This is a genomic window from Falseniella ignava, assembly GCF_002847645.1.
In the GTDB taxonomy this organism is placed as follows: domain Bacteria; phylum Bacillota; class Bacilli; order Lactobacillales; family Aerococcaceae; genus Falseniella; species Falseniella ignava.
Genome location: NZ_PKHE01000014.1, coordinates 20,762 through 39,312, shown reverse-complemented (window position 1 = coordinate 39,312; position 18,551 = coordinate 20,762). Strand labels below are relative to the sequence as shown.

Below are 18,551 nucleotides of genomic sequence, written 5' to 3'. Positions count from 1 at the left end.
CTTACTGTTATCTTAGCTAGTTTGGTCGAAACCTTCCTTGATCACCGTCAAGTTATCATTTTATATCGGAGTAATCTCATCGCATTGAGAATCACCGCTAAAATACTTCCTTCATGAATCAACATTCCAATCGACATGCTCATCCAAGGTGTAAACAGCAACATTGACACTAAGATAACGACAACCCCTATAGAAATAACAATATTTTGCTTCATATTTCGATTCGTTGCCTGACTCAATCCTAAAGCGTGATTAAGATGGTCAAAATCAGATTGAACAAGCACGACATCAGATGTTTCGATCGCGATATCTGTCCCTGATCCCATCGCAATGCCAACTTGAGCATTAGCTAAGGAAGGACTGTCATTAATTCCATCCCCGATAAATGCAACGGTATGGTCTGATTGAACGAGTTGTTTAACTAGATTTGCCTTATCCTGAGGTAGCATATTTCCCATGGCTTGTGTCAGACCAAGTTCACTAGCGACTATGTCGACGGAACCTTGATTATCTCCTGATGCGACAATCAAGTCGTTAACACCTTGTTTTCTTAGTTTCTGTAATTGCTCTTTCACACCCACTCTAAGTTGATCTCGAATTCCCATTAAAATTTCGATTTCCCCATTCACAGCTGTTAGAACAATCGAATTCCCTCTACTTTCAAAATCTCGCACATCATTTCTAACTTCCTGTGAGATTATATAACCTTGTTCCTCCATCAATTTTAAATTTCCAACCGCAACTTGATTCCCCTCAATCGTAGCGAGTATACCTCCACCTTTTACCGCTTCACTCATATCAATCTTTAGAAGCGTATCATCATTATCTAGATATTCAATAATTGCTCGTGCTAATGGATGGTCAGATTCTTTTTCAATCGCCAATAAGTAACGGAGCGATTGTTCCTTCTGCTCTGAATAGAAGGTTACATCAGCTACTTTGGGTTTTCCTTCCGTTAAGGTTCCGGTTTTATCGAAAATCATAGTATCCACAGCTGCAAAATCTTGAATCGTTTCTGATCCCTTAAGGAGAATCCCATTTTTTGCGCCATTCCCAATTCCCGCAACATTCGATACCGGAACACCAATCACAAGCGCACCAGGACATCCTAGGACAAGAATCGTCACTGCGAGTTCGACATCTCGTGTTAGAAGCCCTACCATCAAACCAATCACTAAGACCGCAGGTGTATAGTATTTTGAGAACTGATCGATAAATTTCTCTGTCGAACTCTTAGCGTCCTGAGCTTCTTCAACCAATTCAAGAATTTTACCAAAAGTCGAATCTTCCGCCACTCGGTCTGCTCGAAGATAGACGGTTCCATTTTCTAACAGCGAGCCGGAATAAACTTCATCATCGATTGCTTTATTCACTGGGATCGACTCACCGGTAATTGAGGCTTCATTTAAATAACCTGCCCCCTCAATAATGGTTCCATCCACGGGGACTCTGCCGCCCGTTTTGACTTGAATGATATCATCAACCTCGACAAAATCGACGTCGATCTCTTCAAATGAACCATCCGCTTGTTTAACCCAAGCAGTATCGGGTGCCATCTCTGTCAAATCTTTAATAGAAGAACGCGTATAATCGAGCGTTTTCGCCTCTAACCAACTTCCAAATAAGAATAGAAAAGTAACAATCGCGGCTTCCTCAAAATTTTGGATAAAGAAAGCAGCCAATGCCGCAATCGAGACTAAAACGTCAATGGAAACAACCTTTACCTTCAGCGCAGAATAGGCCTGGAAGAAGATGGGTAAAATCCCAATAATCGAAGCAAATATTAAACTCAAATTAAAAAGATTCATTGAATGGATAGTAAATCTTGCTCCAAAGCCAAAGACGAGAAAGATGAGCTGGATGACCATTATCTGATTTTTATGCTTTAATATCCATTGAATAAATTTCTGCATCATAATTACTCTCCTCTGTTTGATTTCTTTAATCTAATCATACAGGGGAAAACTTTAACGCACCTTGATCGCTGTCAATCGATAGCCGTCACAATCTCGATAGAAGAAAATCACAAAAAAGGAACTAAGCGGTAAAATGCAACTTAATTCCTGAAAAATATTTTATCAACCCTATTTTGCAAAGAGGCTAGTTCGTTCTTCATTTAATAATTCAATAAATGTTTTCCCCATAATACAATCCTTCTCTTTCTATAAAATAGGAAATCAATTTGAATAGATCATACCAACTCTACTGTACTCACTCCGACTGAGAAGGCTTGACCATAAAGATATCCGTATCTCTCGGGAGGTAGATAACCTCAGCTTCGCCTTTTTTCAGTTGGTGTAAATCAGTCAGAGGAATGATTTGCTTAAACTTTTTACTTATCAAGTCTCCTCGGTCATTTAAAAAATGAACATCAAATCGTACTTGGGGCTGTTCATTAATATACGTTCCTGTCTGAGAATAGTTAATAATTTCACCTTGCGTTGTTTTACCATATAATAATAGTTCGCCAAAATCTTTATCAGAACGAACCGAGGTAAGTTGGTAGAATTTGCTAATAATATCTTGGCTGCCTAATGTTTTTAACAAGAAATTTATAATAAATATTCCGAAAACGGGTGCCCACAACCATGACGAAAATGGATTTAGAAAACGCCAACCGTATCCGTCGCTCTGAAAGTAATAGGAAGCAAGAAAAAAGCCAATCATATAAAGAATATTAAAAATCAGCCAAAGCCAGATCCAAGGTCGAGGCGATGTCGCATATTCTCCTTTTCCAACGGTAAATGGCGGTTCAAAACCTTTTTGATTTAATTTTATAGTAATTTCTTTTCCAGGCTCGAACCTTTTTTCATGTTCCTTAGTGTCAACAAGATGCAGATAGGTCTTGACTTGACTCCCCGCTAAATTCGTAAAGGTAAGCAATATTTTTTTGGAAGGATCACCTTCTATCAATCCGTCATGCTCCCAAGCTATGATTTCAGCTTGGACTGCCTTTCCGTTTTGTTGAACCTTTTTATGTTGCTTCGCCTGTTTCTTAGGCCCCGTGATAAACTTTGAAATCATATAAGTTTGTACCAACCAAAGAATTACACCAATAACTAAGAGCACTGTAGCAACAATAGGCGTTGTCCGAACAACTGGTACGGCAAGAAAAAATATAGGGAAAATATACATGAAAAACACGAATAAAAATATAAACGCCATATTATTTCCTCTCTTTCTCGATTAGATTACCCTTTGCATCAAATGTTAAATTATAGTCTTCTCTAACACCCTTCACTTCAGCTTTAAAAACTAAATCCTCCCCCTGCCAATGCGTACTAATCATGTTAATTCCGAGTTCATTATTCATTATATTGAACTCTCTGTAATCTCCTATTTCTTTCAAGATTTCAATACCGGCATCCATAATCTTGTTAAAATTCTCAAAATCAATTTCTGATAATAAAATTGCTCCTGCCATGGGATCAACATTCGCACTCAATTTTTCTGGTAAGACCGTCCATGAGCCAATTCCTGAATTATAATAATACAGATCTACGTATTCAGGGTGGTCAGGATTCACGATATAAATATAGATACTACTATCATAAAGTCTAAATCGAGCTTCATAAATATAGAAATCTCTCGTACCTACCAGTTCAAATAACTCTTCCATCACTTCATCACGTTTATCAGGATTTAATATGAAGTTATTTTCGTCAAATTTTTCAACGATCTCAATTACTTCTTCTTCGGATAAATACCGTTGAATTTCATTCTCCGTTAGATACCTCTTAAAATAGGAATCGAGTTCAGTAGAAAATTCAAAGCCTATTTTATCTTCTGCATCGCTAATGATGTCTAATATAAAAACGGGGTCATTACTTTCATCAAAAAAGAAATCCTTAACTTTGTCTAAAAAATTTTTGTCTTCTTTATCCTCTACATTTAGCTTTTGAGGCTGCGTAGCGAATGTTTCTTCTACTGCTTTTTCAATAGTCTGACAAGAAGTCATCATCGTCGTGAGTCCAATCATTATTCCGACCAATAATTTTCTTTTCATTTTTTCGCTCCTTGTTTTTTACATTTTACACAAGTCCAGACCATACACGATTATTTTGTTAAGAAATAAATTTCCTGCTTCTTCCCATCCAGTTTAATGTCCGTTTCAAAAATCAACTTATCAACCTATTTGGCTTCATTTTAACATCTCCAGGCATAATTAGAAATTTTTTTGAACCATGTATGTGTTGAATCAAAACACTTCCATATCAAGGTTGTCTATTATATGAAAAGAAAAAAAGAACTAAGCTGCAAAATGCAACTTAGCTCCTTATAAGTGTTCATTAACCTGATCTACAAAGAGTCCCGATTCTATGCTTTCACATTAATGGTCTTAGTTTCTAAGTATTCTTCTAGACCTTCAATGCCACCTTCTCTACCATAGCCACTCATCTTGTAGCCACCAAAAGGTGTACCCGTTTCGCCAGGTCCATCATTTACTGTAATCGTTCCTGTACGAATCAACTTCGCTACTTCAAGCGCTTCGTCTTGTTTGCCAAATACAGCACCGGCTAGGCCATACTCTGTATCATTCGCAACTTCAATCGCTTCTTCTTTGTCTTTCACATAGATGACGCAAAGTACCGGTCCAAATATCTCATCTCTCGCGATAATTGCATCATTCTTCACATCATTAAAGACAATTGGATTTACATAGTAACCTGTTTTTGGGAAGTCATAATCACCTTCGACTAAAACATCAGCGATTTCTCGACCCTTTTCAATATAATCTGTAACCTTATCATATTGTTTTTTAGAGGCTAAAGGTCCAGCGATGCTGGTGATGTCCATTGGGTCTCCGACTTTAAAGTCTGGGAATTGTTTCTTAACCTCCGCTTCAAATTCTTCGCGCACGGATTCTAAAACGATCGCACGAGACCAAGCTGAGCAAGTCTGTCCGGTATTGCGGATGACGATACCTAGCAGTTGTTTGACACCGAGTTCTAGATTTTCCTTATCTAAGAAGATAGCTGGCGACTTACCACCCAATTCGAGCGTCGTTCTCTTAACCGTTTCTTGGGCGAGTTTTGCAACTTCACTTCCACCTTTAGTCGATCCAGTAAAGGAAATCACATCAATATGTTTACTTGTGGCGATCGCATTACCTACTTCACCACCCGCTCCTGTGACGAGGTTTAATACTCCTTTTGGAAGTCCTGCTTTTTCAAAACCATCTACGACGTAATATGCAACAAGTGGTGTTTGCTGACTAGGCTTCAACACAATTGTATTACCCGCTAAAATCGCAAATACAACTTTTTGAATAATTTGTCCAAGTGGATAATTCCAAGGCGTTAAACATCCGACAACCCCTGCCGGTTCTTTAACAATCAGGGCGCCACCATCTCTTCTTGAGAACTCATAATCTTTTGCGATGTTGATATATTTTTCAACACGGTTTATTTGAAATTGTACGTGTGTCTTTTTAGAAAAATCAATTGGAGATCCTAATTCCTTGGTAATTAATTCAGCAATTTCATCAATATTCTCTTTTAGGTACGCTGCGAATTTTTCCATTATTTCAATTCGTTCATCAAGACGGGTTAAACTAAACGTTTTAAACGCTTCTTTCGCAGCTAGAGCAGCTTTGTCAACATCTTCTGCATTTCCTCGAGGAACTCTTCCGATAATTTCGTTTGTGGCTGGGTTTTCTACTTCGATAAATTCCCCAGAAGTAGAATCTACATACTCACCATTGATATATAATTTTTCGAATTTCATAATACCTCCATCTCGTTGCTTATCAACATTCAACTTCTTTAGACTGTTAATTGAAATATCGCTGCATACCTCCTTTTTGTTTTTCGTGATTTCTACTAATATATACTAACTAATATTTTACAAGGGTTTTCATTCAATGTCTAATAACTCGATTGAACACTGTTAAATTTATGAGCTGATTCCCAAAAGTTAGATTTATTGTCTAAAGTTTTAAGTTTATTCATTTTGAAGTTTCTTTTTATGTTCTATATGCAAAACACCCCATTCATGCATCGCATCTAAAACATGCTCAATAGACTTTCCGTACTCCGTAATGGAATATTCTACTTTCGGTGGAACTTGTGGATAAACTTCTCGGTGTACAATACCTTCTTTCTCTAGCTCGCGTAATTGTGTTGTTAACATCTTCTGTGTGATTCCAGGAATCGCACGTTTTAGTTCATTAAAACGCATTGTTTGATGTTCAAATAGTTGAAGTAATATGATTGGTTTCCATTTCCCAACAATAATATCTAACGCCTCATCAACTCGACAGTCCGTTATTATCTTTTTCATTTTTACCCTCCTACAGTTTCTTTTAAGATACTATACCACTTAAAAGTGCCTACTTATAAAATTTGTGATTATTTATTATAATGATATCAATAGAAAGGAAGATATCAAATGAAAAAAATCGGTATTCTAGTTGGTAGCTTGAGAAAAGATTCTTTTTCTAAACAAATTGCAGCGAATGTTGCAGATTTATTCCCAGAAGGATATGAAACAGAATTTATCGAAATCGGAACCCTCCCATTCTATAATCAAGATGATGATAATGAACCTGATACTCCAGCAGAATATATGGCATTTCGTAACAAAGTGAAGGAATTCGATGCTTTCTTATTTGTAACACCTGAATATAACCGTTCTGTACCTGCTGTATTAAGTAATGCACTTGATATAGGTTCGAGACCTTATGGAGAAAGTGTGTGGGATGGTAAAGCAGCTGCTATTATTAGTCAATCTCCTGGTAACATCGGTGGATTTGGGGCTAACCACCATTTACGACAAAAACTTGTATTCTTAAACATGCCCGTGCTTCAACAGCCTGAAGCTTATATTAGTAACGTTTCAACTTTATTGGATGAGAACGGCAAAGTAAGCAATGAAGAAACCGTTCAATTTTTACAAGCATTTGTCGATGCGTTTATTGATTTAATTGAGAGATTTCATAAGTAGGAAATTGTACCATTAAAAGTTTTATCATATTAAAAATGCAACCGAGGAGTAATTACTCCTCGGTTTTTTTGACTAGCATATTCATCCTTATTAATTGGATGTATCAACAGTTAAAATTAGTTTAATGTGTGATGGATCATACGTATAATAAGCACCATTTTCTTCATGGATGGTTGCTCCGATTTTCTTTAATTGTGCTATTTTCTCATTTCTCACTTCTTCACTTGGAAAAAGAATGGTATAAGCGTTAATGCCTGTTTCTGATTTTTCAGCATGTCGCGCAGATCGACTTGCCCATGTATTAAGTGCAATATGATGATGGTAATCATGATCTGAAATAAATAACGCTGAATCCCCATGACGATTGACCACGGAGAATCCAAGCCCATCAATATAGAACTTTTCATTTTCTTCGAGATCATTTACTTGTAAATGAATATGTCCCATGACGGTATTTTCTGGTAACCCTTGCCAGACGTCTGTTATTTTCTCTTGCAATAAATCTTCAATATCAACTGCGACAGTCGTCATTGCAACTTCACCATCTTGCCATTCCCACTCAGCTGGATCACGATCTGCGTAAATTTCGATTCCATTCCCATCAGGATCCGCTAAATATATTGCCTCACTCACTAAATGGTCGCCCGTAGCAAAGTGAATTCCGTCTTGAATAAAGTGTCTAACGACTTGTGCTAAATCTGCACGCGTTGGCAGTAATAAAGCAAAATGATATAGCCCGGTCGTTTGTCCTTTTTTCGATTGTATATCTTCTGGTTCAATAATTGTTAGTAAAGTGTCTTTCCCATTCGTTGTAAATGATGCTTGAGATGCTGACTTATCTTTAACAGTTAACCCAATGACTTCTTCATAAAAACGAATCGATTCACTTAAATTACTTACTTTCAACTGGACTTCCCCAACATAGGTTGCGGGTTTCTGATGAAATATCACTTTTATCCCTCTCTTTCCTATCGTATGTTCGTTATTCTTTCTAATTAACTGTATGGTTATATTGAATTAACTTCAAATAATTTACTTGAGAATAGCGTATTGAAATAGCCCCCAAAAGTTAGAAGTTTCATCTAACTTTTGGAGACCATTTTGTTTAAACGACTTTCTTCTTGTTCTATTTATAATACTTATATTAGATGACCTACAAACATTGCTATCGGGAATAACAAAATTAGAAGTAGATTCAATAGCATAGATACCCTGTCCTTTTCTTTAATTCCAAATATTAATCCGACTAGCCCAATGATCGGACAAACAAACATCGATGTGAGTCCCGTTGGTCTTAGATGTGTGTAGCTTTCAAGTATATCTACTGGAAGTAGGTAAGAAATCACAAAAATTACGAATCCAATTAGAAATATCTTCTTACTAAAATTCTTTTGCATAAAATCTCCTCTACTATGCTAATGTTTTTATTTTATCACTAAGCCCTCTCTCTATAGTGCATCTAATGATTTCCTTGCTATAAGCTTCGCTGCGTTACACATACTGTGTTTGTATAACTCACTATTCTTGGAACATCTTTACATGGATAAGATATTTGATAAGAATAAAATATGAATCGATATTATCACTTAAAATATGCAATACGATTGATAAACAAAACCTGTCATGATAACCTATCCTCTGTTAATAATGTTATCTTCTATTGACCTTAAAATTCTTTTCAATTTATAAGACCGTTCTGGTGAAGAAAGCTTCAAAATATAACGAGTTGATCTTCCTTTACCCATAATATCAACCATGTCTTTCTCCAAAAGCTGATTGATCGTTATTCTAAATGTATAATTATCCATCGAAAGTTGATCTTTTGCCTCACTTCTAGCGATTGATTGATTTTCGATTAGAAAATAAAGTATCTTTTTCTGATCTTCTGGATACCCTCCAAATGTTTTTTCTAAGTCAACCTTCCATATTCTCAATTTTGTTTGATATTGATCTCTAATAATCTCTGGTAGTTTTAAATTGTACTTGGAAGCGACATCAAATATTCTGGGGCCTCCACTACCTGCTTTCTCAGAAATACCTATCCTACGCAAAATTGTAGACATGGTGTGGTTTCTAATGTCTGAATGACCTCCATGAATAAATTCTTCCACAGTAATTCTCATTTTTCCTGGATTAGAAAATTCATAGTAATCTGGATAAGCTGTTATCACGATAGGACTGTTCGAATCATAATAGGCATGCATAAGCGAATTAACTAATGCTTCTCTGACAGCTGTGTATAAATCTGTTCTAAATGGAAGCCTTGACTGAGTATCTTTGTCTAGCATAAATTCATCTTTAATCGTTGCTTTTAGTTTATCCATTGCCATTCTATAGAAGCTATACACATTCAGTTGGGGGAATGCTGCATCCCCTGATGAAACCCGATCTTTCCAATCTACATCAAGTGACGATTCTTTTTCAAAGTAGTCCAACTGAAAACCTGGAAAACGATCTGTAATCGATGTATATTTCCCAAAGAATAGTAATCCTCCAACAGTCAAATAATATTGACCGTCGCCTTGTCGATCTTTTCGAAGAGCACCCACTTCTATTAACATATCTTTATAATCTATATTTTTGTAACGAGTATTATTCGTTTGTTCGTATAATTCTTTTCGATAAAATTCTAAATCATCATCACATAAATCAGATAAATCATAGTTCAATAACAACTCGTTGTCGGTCTCAGACTGAGATCCTACCACTAATTCTTTATATTTATCAGGGGTTAGTCTTCTGTCCCCTTCACCTAATCGTTCAAAAGTGAGTTGAGGATTACCTTTTAAATAGACTGGTTTCAGCTGATAAGGAGCTTCTGGTATTTTTATCATCATTATTTGAACGCCGTTGTCTACATCTATAATATGCACATCATTATCACTAATCAGATTAGCACTTACTTTTTGTGGGTTGTTCACCATATTGAATAAATCATCTCTCATTCTTTCTGGCTGTTCTACTCCCACAACTTGCTTTGAGTTTTCATCCACACCAAAAATAACAATCCCACCATCTGTGTTTGCGAATGCAGAGTATGTCTCCCAAAAAGAATCAGGAATTTTATTTTTAGCTTTCTTCAGTTCTACATATCTTCCTTCAATAAATTCTAGCACTTCGGACTCTTTCACTAAAATACCTCCATTCTTTATCTCTATTCACTCTTGATTATTTTCGTTTAGAGCCTTATCCACATCAAATTTCTTGACTTTATTTCATATGATTTTCGCACGATTCACTCACGATTATTTTCGTTTCAGACAGCATCAAATCAGTATTCTTGATTTATCCTTTACGATTTTCGCACGATTCACTCACGATTATTTTCGTTTCATGTAGTAGCACATCAACATTCTTGATTTATTCCACACATTTTTCGCACGATTCACTCACGATTAATTCTTTATCATTGTACCAAAAAGAGAAACACAGAACTATGATATCATCACAATATGATTGGGATTTCTCTTGACTAACTCTTCTAAAAAATTCCCCTGTTATTTCCTCCAATAGAAAAAACTTCCCCTCAGGAGCCTCCCTCAACATTTAAATCCTATACATAGCCTATGTTCCCTATCATCAATTATTTTCAATCAATACGACGTTACTGTTACCGTTAAGTGGTCCATCAAGATTGAGATTAGTAAAGCAGGACTTTTTCCCTTCTTTGTTAGTAGTGCTGTCAACGAACAATCCAAGGATAGAGAGTGTATTAAACATATTCAAGTGACAATTGTTATATTTTTGAAATTGATGACTTCTCCAAGTCATCAATTATATGAGGCGAGATTTAAAGAGTTATTGCTATCTAATTTAGCTGGAACTTTTCTGTTTCCAAAACCTGACCTCACTTGGTACTACTGTTATTAGCTGGATTTCATTCCATCCTCAAGCACAGCCGCTTTGTTGCCCTTATTAGGCCCTGAAACGATGCTTTCCACAGCTCCCTGAATCTTTCTAGATGCTCTAAAACTTCACCTGGCTATGCTCCATTTTAAAAGAATTGCGCTCCATAGTCTTCACTTCCCATTACAATCATCATATTTGGCATTAATTTATAAAGGTCTTCAACCTCAATTATTCAGTTACGAATTATCTGAACATAAGCATTTCCTCAATATAAAAGTAGAGTCATTAATTTTTCTCTAAAGACAAATGAAGTTATTTCAGTATTTAGTTCATCATTTAAAAATAAAATATATAGCTTATTCTTTTACTTTTTACTCTGAAGTATAATTTCCTCTTCCTGTCTTTGGGCTTGTTCCTCGATTAAAATTTTAAATTTAAAATGTTTATATTACCACCTTCTAGAAATACGCATAAGAAAAGCACCTACTTTTGTAGATGCTAATAATCTTAACCTTTTCTCGCCACTATGGCGCAATTGGCGTATGTAAATCAATGATGGCGAGATTAAAATAATATCAATCTTTGATCATCATAAGAATACTCACTTATATTGAAAGAGTCTTTTTTTAAAGAGCATGGAGCTAGCTAAGTTTTATTGAAATATAAAGATTCCAAATCTACTCCATTCTCTTTATTTGTCTATCTTATATTTCTTTACACAATAGTGTCTGATGAAGGGAGATCTTCAGTTTAAGGATATTTTTCTAATTAGAACAACATCAAGACTAGCAGAAGGTTATATCTCATATTCCTATGTAAATAGTCCACTTACACATTCTCTCGTCATGTAATACGCCTCGCAAAACTTATCCCACTGAACAATGTAATCCTCATGTTCAAGTAAGATCAAATCTTTTACGGTGTGAATATTTCTTTGTCTTGCTTCATCCAAGAAATAGTCAAAGACATCGAAAGCTTCACTAAGATAAGCGTATACACGCTTGAACCCAAGGCTGTCTGCCAGATAGAGACGTGTGTGCCCATCTAGCGACGCGTATGTGCCTTCATGCTTAACAACTGGGATGATCACGCCTTCCTCGCAATTGACAAAACTCTTAACCGCTTCTAATTTATCTCGATCAACAAAAAAACTGTATTGGTTGGATGTTATCTAGATCAAGCTCAAAAAGCGCCAGCTCTTTGAATGTCTTCACAAGTTTACCGCTTTGATCATAAAAATTGGTGATGTGCTGTGCATTAAAGCGAAAGGCTTCAATGACCTCATCAAAATAGATTTTATCAACTTTTATAAGTGCCTCGTTCTGTGAGGTGATGATAATTTCTACAGGTGCATCGCCATCTGCGATATAGCATCCGTGCTGATTGAGCGCTTCTTGACTGAAGCGATGATCATCGTAGGAATTGATTCTAATTATGCTCATTGGTTCTCCTTAAAATTCGCATGTAGTCCCGATTCGATATTTTCACTCACCCAAATACTTTACATAGATTCGCTTTTTAACTACCTAACATCATCTCTTGTTGGGTTCCACCCCTCAATCATATTAGATGAATTAGAATAAAGGGCAGCGCGATATTTCTTATCAGAATTGAATATTACACCCATAATATTTTTCTGACTTTCATCAACAGAAATTAACTTGGAAGCAATCTCCATAATATCTCCTCCCCTTTCTCAATTTAATAGTGCAATGAATTGCTATTCTATTCAGCTCTGCAAACTGATTTTATTCTATAGAAAATTTTTTGCTTACGATGAATTGCAATAATTATTGAAATTCATCGTTTTAAAGAGTAAAAATGTATATACTTTACTTCAATAGGTCTAGGTGGATCTCATCTATTTGATTCTGAGTTTTTTAAATTATCATTTAAACCTCTGAGCAATTTACGAGCAGTCGCATCACTCATTTCAATAATTTCTGATGCTAATTTCAATGTAATCTGTCCATCTTAAAAAAAGAAAAATCAGCTCATAGTTCCACTTCTTCTACCCTTAATATTTTCTTCCCTAAGATTTGTCAAACAGTGTCTGTTAAATTACATCTCATTGATCCTATGTGATAAAATTGTAACTACACCCACAACCTTATCAAAGGTCAAATCTCCAATATACTTATTTTCATTAAGGTATACTTCCCACAAAGATCTTAGATATAAGTCTTCCTTAATATCCTCGATTACTTCCTCATAGTCTCTCATTATCTCCTGACTTTCTCTTTTATTTGAGGTTCTTTCTATTGCTTCTTTTAAAATTTCATAATCTAACTCATCTTTTTTTAGTTTATAGAGAGTATATAGGTCGTAAAAGTATCTCATTCGTGTTGTTGTTATATCTCTTCTGATTATGGTTTCATATTTTTCTGCTAGAATTGTTTCTAATGGATATGCCATTATTTTTATATCTTCTTTGCTAAAAATACATTGATAGGTATATTCTATTTCTTTGGGTGTTATTGCGTCTCCTGTTGTTAGATCTAGTTTCATTGGATTTTTAGTTTTCCCAACATTTGCTATTAGGGATATTCTAAAGTTTTCGTACTCGTCCTCTTCTCTTATATAACTGATGTCTTTTATTTCAAATTTTATTCCGTCATCGACATCTATATTTATCATTTCTTCTACAATTTCTTTTATTCTTTTTTCTTTTAGAGCTATGCCTTTAATGGTTGTGTCCATGTCCATAGTTGTTCTATTTCCAATACCGATCAAGGATGATATTAAGAATCCTCCCTTTATTACAAAATTACTTTTGTATTGTGATTTAGATAGTCTTTCTAAAAATCTTTCGTAAAAAAATATATTTGTAGAACTTCTTGCGACTTCAGATTTTTCTTCTCTGCTAGACTTCTTATCTTGCCCTTTATACTTTCGATATTAGTCACGATAATACCTCCATATATTTCCTAATTTCCTCCTCTATTTTTAATAATCTACTGTATTTTATGAGTCGTCTTAGATTTTTATGCGGTAATTTAAAGTATCTTTTTAAGGCATCTGTGAAAATCTGTTTATCTATTTTTTCTCTGTCAATTATAATATCGCAAATTGTTCTTTCAATATCGTAAATTGGTATAAAATTGCCTTGTGGTGATTTTATTTCTGTCTTCCCAAGTCCGTATAAATCTTTTTTTGCATAGTGAACTTGTAGATCCTCATATCTTTTTTTGATATGGCTTGCATTGTAACCTTGGGGTACAGATATATGAAATACATTTGGGGTCCTATCAGATAGGTCGTGAAGATATAAGGCTGTTTGATGGGAAAATATAATTCGATTACTATTAGATGATATTAAAACAAAATCGTCTATTACTTTTCCTTTTAATTGATATAGTCCTGGTCTTAATCTCTCTAATTGTCCGATCTTTGTTAATTCTGATAGATTATGCCTGGTATATCCAAGTTCTTCTGCTTCTTTGTTAGTGATTACTAAATTTTCTTGTATATATTCTTTAAGTGTATCCATAGTTCACCCCTCTCATATTCGCTTTTATTATATGATACAAAAGCGAATGTGTAAAGTTAGCTTGTGATTGTTTTATATTTTGAGAAGGATGTAACGAATCCTTACTGCCTTTAATAAAAAAGAGCAGCCTTGTAAGCTACTCTTGTAGAAAGTATAAAATGAGTTTATCTTATTTTTGTGTTCCCTCATACTAATCTCAAAACTACTTCTACGTCCATGTAGTTTTTTTTGAGTTTTTTAAACGTATCCTTCTTCATCTTTATCAAAGACAAACTGCTTAAAATACAGGATTTCTAAATTTACAGCTTTTGTATCAACGCTACCGTCTCGACAGTTCGCTGTTTCCGCTTCCCTCCGTCACTTCGTTCGTCACTCTTCGACAGCTATCGCACAGGTCTCCGTAATGACTTACTTCGTCGCAGACCGACTACGCGTCTAAGCTTAGTCATTGCTTTTTAATTTTGATATTTTTCTCTGAATCTCTCTTATATCTTCTAACTGCGTCTCTGGATTCATAACCATTTCATCTAATTGAAATTGTAATAATAATAGTTCTTGTTCAACTTTATCTTTATTTTTAAATTGATAGGCAGTAGACAATAACTGTCCACTTTCAATAAAATAATGCTGGTCCGTCGTTGTTTCAACGAAGGTCTGATCATGAGAAACTAAAACAACAGCTCCAGGATAATTCTTAATAAAGCCTTCTACAGACTTTAAAGTATCAATATCTAAGTAGTTAGTGGGTTCATCTAATAATAATAAATTATGGTCTCCTAATAAAACTTTAGCAAATGACAAACGTACTCGCTCTCCACCTGATAAAACATTTGCTTTTTGATAAATTACTTTATGGTCAAAACCTAAAGAAGCTAAAACATTTTTTATAACAAAATCAGACTGTAAGCTTCCTTTTCTTACATTGTGATAAATCGAGTCATTCAAATCAAGTACATTGAAATTTTGGGAAAAATAACCGATATTTAATTGTTGGGAGTAGTAGCCTTTTAATGATTGTCTTAATATGGCTCTCAAAAAAGAGGTCTTCCCTGATTGATTAGGTCCAGTTATAGACAACTTATCCCCAAAAGTGATTTTAAAGGGAGGATAAGAAAATAACTCAATCTTCTCAATAAATAACTTACCTTCATTTAAGTTAATTAAGGTAGAAGCATCGTTATCCAAGTTTCCTACTTCTTTGAATATAAAAGAACGCTCTCTAATCAAAGCTTCTACAGGATTCAACTTCTCAATCCTCTTTTCTAGAGCTTTAGCTGATTTAGCCATTGCTTTTTCTTGAGCATCATATTTCCCTGCAAAAGAATTTACTTTGTAGTCCGATCTGCTTACATTCTTCTTTCGCTTTTTGAAAGTTGAGGCTTTTTGTAAACGTCTATGAGCTTCGTTTTCTAATTGCTTAACTTTATTTTGATACTCACTATAAGCTTCTTGATGTTGTCGGGTCTTTAACTCTTTCACGGCATGAAAATCATCATAGTTTCCAGAATAAGTTTGCACTTTTCCTCGATCTATTTCCCAAATGTTATTAACTAATTTATTCAGAAAGTGTCGATCATGGCTTACAAGGATTAAGGTTGCTGCTGACTCGCTTAACAATTCAATCAATAAATTCAAATTTTCTACATCTAGATTGGAAGTAGGCTCATCCAAAATCAAAATATCTGGATGTGATTGAATCGCTTTTTGAATCAAGGCCATAGATTGTTCTCCACCAGACATGGTGGAAGTTTCTTTTAACTGGGGAACGTATGCCTCTCTGCCGTGAATGTCTATCTCTCCATGAAAATCATTGTCTTCAGCCGCTATCATTTTTAAAAGGGTTGATTTTCCTGAACCATTTCTGCCTACAATCCCGATGCGATCTGTTTTCTTAATTATCAATGAGTCTATTTCAAATAAAACACGATCTGCAATTTCTTTTTTTATATTATTTAATTTAATTGCTTGCATTAAATTAGCCTCCTTTTCATCTTAAACAAAAAGCTAGACTAAAAATAAGCACACAAAAAGACATGGCTAGCTATCAACTAACGGTCTGACTGCATACTTCTCCCTTGATTTAGGAAGAGAAATTTAGTCTAGAGAATTAGTTAATCGATAACTCCATGTCTTTATACCTCTCGTTTCTATTTATTAACTATATTTTAACATAGATGTTCTATTTCATCATCTATTTGCTAGTAATCATCTAATTATTATGCTCCCATCCTATTACAATTAAAAACCACAACTTATTTAAAGTCATCAGAGGGAATTGGCCCAATGAAGCTGCAGCAACCTACGATAGGTAAGGTGCTAAATCCAACTCGAAAGAGAAAGATGAGTCTAAACTAGTTTTTCTAGCACAACGCATCCGTTGTGCTGTTTTAATTGAATAAATAACTAGTAGTAGTTGATATGTTACCAAAAAAGAAAGTTACTTTTGAAGAGTTTGTTGAGGGAATTAGGCGATTCTACTTTTTTACTCTTTAGTCATTATGACCTCATTCCACGCTTCCTGCTTACCAGTTTCTGTGTAGCCTTCTGTTTCTAATAAATACTTCATGGCTTCATTTCCTACCACATAATCAGATACGATCTTTTCATATTCTTCTTGAGTATGTACGTACTTTTCAACAGCTATTAGTGCTTTTCTTCCAAATCCTTTTGATTAAAATTGTTCACCAATAACAATCCACCAAAATAGATTGTTTTATATGAAGCTGATAGTTGCAGTTAGAAGGAAAACAACTTTATGGTTTCGAAACATCAGTAGCACCATACTTAATCATAAAAACAGGTGAGCTAAATTCATAAGCCGAAAGTTTATGTGAAGTTTGAAAGATTATTGACTGCACCTGCACCTAATTCGACGATTCCGGCAGGCGTACGATATAGAAAAAAATCTCAAAACGTTATTAATGCAGTGACTAAACCATACTAAAGGACGTTTTGAGATGTATCAGCATTATAATTCTTTTATAGAATATACGAGTGTATCTTCTGCCAATAAATAGTTTCGCTCTACTTGTGCCAAAATGGTTTTTAAGCCCACTTCGTAACCTTCTGCTTTGTCTAAAATCGACATATGCTTGGTCATTTTCACATTTGGACTTGCTGTATGCTTGATTTCAATTGGATATAAAACTCCAGCGTCTTCAATAATTAAATCGATTTCTTTTTTATCTTTGTCGCGATAAAAATAAATAGGATAATGACTGCTCCCTTGATTACTATAAGATTTGATGATTTCGGATACACAATAGTTTTCTAATATCGCTCCAGCAAAAGCGCCATTCTGGAGCGTCTTGGCTGTGGTCCATCTTCCTAAATATGCAACTAATCCAGTATCAAAAAAATACAAAACAGGTGCTTTTGTAACGCGCTTTAATTGATTGTTGGAAAAGGTTGGAATAATATATATCATTCCACTTGCTTCCAAGATACCAATCCAAGCTTTTACCGTCTTTTGATCCACTCCTACTTCTTGTGCTATATTTGCATAATTCACTTCTTGACTGGTTCTTGCAGCTAAAATTGAAATAAATCGATTAAAAAGATTTAAATCTTGAATAGCTGTCAATTGTCTAACATCTCTTTGAATGAAGGTAGTCAAGTAACTCGAGTAATACATTTCCCAATCCATCTCTGGTCTGCGATAAAGTTCTGGTAAAGAACCACGATGAATAATTTCCCATAGTTGTGAGTAATTTAACTCAGAATGCGAATCGTGTATTAACGTCGTAGAGGGAACGAATGCATTAGTTTGACTATGTCCTATAATTTCCTGGGTTGATAGTGGCTTTAATTCCATTATTCCGACTCTACCAGCTAGACTTTCACTGACATTTTGCATTAATGCAAATGTCTGTGACCCTGTTAAGATAAATTGTCCGACCTCATCCGTTGAATCGACAATTCGTTTTAATTCTGAAAAGATTTCAGGACACAACTGTACTTCATCAATAATCAATTTTCCTGGATGATTGATGAAAAACAATTTGGGATCACTTGTTGCTAAATGTAACTCATTTATATCATCAAAAGTTACATATTCATATTCTGCTCCATACAACTCTTTTAATAATGTCGACTTCCCTACTTGACGCGGTCCTGTCACTAATGCGATTTTAAATGTTGACACGATTTTTTCTATTACTTTTTCGGCTGTTCGTTTAATGTATACCATACTCTCACCTCATGTTATATATTTTTTACGTCCAATCTGGAATTCAATTCCATTTTAGTCGAAAAAACAGTTATTTTC

Annotated in this window: 13 protein-coding genes, 1 pseudogene and 1 riboswitch; of the genes and pseudogenes, 1 reads left to right on the top strand and 13 read right to left on the bottom strand. The window is 34.9% G+C overall.

Features of this window, described 5'->3' with window-relative positions; all coding sequences use genetic code 11:
* Nucleotides 1–47 precede the first annotated feature (47 nt).
* The 5 genes from CYJ57_RS05735 to CYJ57_RS05715 form a co-directional block, all read right to left on the bottom strand.
* Nucleotides 48–1,913 (bottom strand): heavy metal translocating P-type ATPase, encoded by a 1,866-nt coding sequence (locus CYJ57_RS05735; RefSeq protein ID WP_101954454.1) that lies wholly within the window; start codon nucleotides 1,911–1,913, stop codon nucleotides 48–50.
* Nucleotides 1,914–2,211: 298 nt separating this feature from the next.
* Entirely contained in the window at nucleotides 2,212–3,165 is a 954-nt protein-coding gene (locus CYJ57_RS05730; RefSeq protein WP_101954440.1) for a hypothetical protein, read from the bottom strand.
* A gap of 1 nt (nucleotide 3,166) precedes the next feature.
* Nucleotides 3,167–4,006: a hypothetical protein gene (locus CYJ57_RS05725; RefSeq protein ID WP_101954439.1), complete on the bottom strand. Its 840-nt coding sequence runs from the start codon at nucleotides 4,004–4,006 to the stop codon at nucleotides 3,167–3,169.
* A 311-nt stretch (nucleotides 4,007–4,317) separates the two neighbouring features.
* Nucleotides 4,318–5,727 (bottom strand): aldehyde dehydrogenase family protein, encoded by a 1,410-nt coding sequence (locus CYJ57_RS05720; protein WP_101954438.1) that lies wholly within the window; start codon nucleotides 5,725–5,727, stop codon nucleotides 4,318–4,320.
* Nucleotides 5,728–5,943: 216 nt separating this feature from the next.
* Nucleotides 5,944–6,282, bottom strand: coding sequence for a winged helix-turn-helix transcriptional regulator (locus tag CYJ57_RS05715; protein ID WP_101954437.1), 339 nt, complete (start codon nucleotides 6,280–6,282; stop codon nucleotides 5,944–5,946).
* A gap of 108 nt (nucleotides 6,283–6,390) precedes the next feature.
* On the opposite strand from CYJ57_RS05715, the gene CYJ57_RS05710 reads away from it, so the two are divergent.
* Nucleotides 6,391–6,945 (top strand): NADPH-dependent FMN reductase, encoded by a 555-nt coding sequence (locus tag CYJ57_RS05710; protein ID WP_101954436.1) that lies wholly within the window; start codon nucleotides 6,391–6,393, stop codon nucleotides 6,943–6,945.
* Nucleotides 6,946–7,035: 90 nt separating this feature from the next.
* On the opposite strand, the gene CYJ57_RS05705 is transcribed toward CYJ57_RS05710, so the two are convergent.
* The 8 genes and pseudogenes from CYJ57_RS05705 to CYJ57_RS05665 all read right to left on the bottom strand — a co-directional run bounded on the left by CYJ57_RS05705 (nucleotide 7,036) and on the right by CYJ57_RS05665 (nucleotide 18,473).
* Complete coding sequence (locus CYJ57_RS05705) at nucleotides 7,036–7,896, bottom strand: VOC family protein (RefSeq protein ID WP_101954434.1); 861 nt, start codon at nucleotides 7,894–7,896, stop codon at nucleotides 7,036–7,038.
* Nucleotides 7,897–8,576: 680 nt separating this feature from the next.
* Nucleotides 8,577–10,076, bottom strand: a complete 1,500-nt coding sequence (locus CYJ57_RS05695; RefSeq protein ID WP_101954432.1) for an RNA-binding domain-containing protein — start codon at nucleotides 10,074–10,076, stop codon at nucleotides 8,577–8,579.
* 1,857 nt (nucleotides 10,077–11,933) lie between these two features.
* On the bottom strand, nucleotides 11,934–12,236 hold the full coding sequence (locus tag CYJ57_RS08000) for a hypothetical protein (RefSeq protein WP_244896587.1): 303 nt from the start codon (nucleotides 12,234–12,236) through the stop codon (nucleotides 11,934–11,936).
* Nucleotides 12,237–12,316: 80 nt separating this feature from the next.
* Nucleotides 12,317–12,472, bottom strand: a complete 156-nt coding sequence (locus CYJ57_RS07840; RefSeq protein ID WP_180764409.1) for a hypothetical protein — start codon at nucleotides 12,470–12,472, stop codon at nucleotides 12,317–12,319.
* 383 nt (nucleotides 12,473–12,855) lie between these two features.
* Nucleotides 12,856–13,700 (bottom strand): annotated as a pseudogene (locus CYJ57_RS05685) (nucleotidyl transferase AbiEii/AbiGii toxin family protein).
* Nucleotides 13,697–14,284, bottom strand: coding sequence for a type IV toxin-antitoxin system AbiEi family antitoxin domain-containing protein (locus CYJ57_RS05680; RefSeq protein ID WP_101954429.1), 588 nt, complete (start codon nucleotides 14,282–14,284; stop codon nucleotides 13,697–13,699). The pseudogene CYJ57_RS05685 and the gene CYJ57_RS05680 overlap by 4 nt, the downstream one beginning before the upstream one ends.
* A gap of 441 nt (nucleotides 14,285–14,725) precedes the next feature.
* Nucleotides 14,726–16,255 (bottom strand): ribosomal protection-like ABC-F family protein, encoded by a 1,530-nt coding sequence (gene abc-f, locus CYJ57_RS05670; protein ID WP_101954427.1) that lies wholly within the window; start codon nucleotides 16,253–16,255, stop codon nucleotides 14,726–14,728.
* A gap of 278 nt (nucleotides 16,256–16,533) precedes the next feature.
* A riboswitch (SAM riboswitch) is annotated at nucleotides 16,534–16,631 on the top strand.
* Between the two features lie 621 nt (nucleotides 16,632–17,252).
* The gene (locus CYJ57_RS05665) at nucleotides 17,253–18,473 is read right to left on the bottom strand and encodes an ATP-binding protein (protein ID WP_101954426.1); all 1,221 of its coding nucleotides are present in this window, start codon (nucleotides 18,471–18,473) and stop codon (nucleotides 17,253–17,255) included.
* Nucleotides 18,474–18,551 lie beyond the last annotated feature (78 nt).

Coding starts and splice junctions, on each gene's coding strand:
- CYJ57_RS05735 (WP_101954454.1), bottom strand. CDS start 1,913: ATGCAGAAATTTATTCAATGGATATTAAAGCATAAAAATCAGATAATG.
- CYJ57_RS05730 (WP_101954440.1), bottom strand. CDS start 3,165: ATGGCGTTTATATTTTTATTCGTGTTTTTCATGTATATTTTCCCTATA.
- CYJ57_RS05725 (WP_101954439.1), bottom strand. CDS start 4,006: ATGAAAAGAAAATTATTGGTCGGAATAATGATTGGACTCACGACGATG.
- CYJ57_RS05720 (WP_101954438.1), bottom strand. CDS start 5,727: ATGAAATTCGAAAAATTATATATCAATGGTGAGTATGTAGATTCTACT.
- CYJ57_RS05715 (WP_101954437.1), bottom strand. CDS start 6,282: ATGAAAAAGATAATAACGGACTGTCGAGTTGATGAGGCGTTAGATATT.
- CYJ57_RS05710 (WP_101954436.1), top strand. CDS start 6,391: ATGAAAAAAATCGGTATTCTAGTTGGTAGCTTGAGAAAAGATTCTTTT.
- CYJ57_RS08000 (WP_244896587.1), bottom strand. CDS start 12,236: ATGAGCATAATTAGAATCAATTCCTACGATGATCATCGCTTCAGTCAA.
- CYJ57_RS07840 (WP_180764409.1), bottom strand. CDS start 12,472: ATGGAGATTGCTTCCAAGTTAATTTCTGTTGATGAAAGTCAGAAAAAT.
- CYJ57_RS05680 (WP_101954429.1), bottom strand. CDS start 14,284: ATGGATACACTTAAAGAATATATACAAGAAAATTTAGTAATCACTAAC.
- abc-f (WP_101954427.1), bottom strand. CDS start 16,255: ATGCAAGCAATTAAATTAAATAATATAAAAAAAGAAATTGCAGATCGT.
- CYJ57_RS05665 (WP_101954426.1), bottom strand. CDS start 18,473: ATGGTATACATTAAACGAACAGCCGAAAAAGTAATAGAAAAAATCGTG.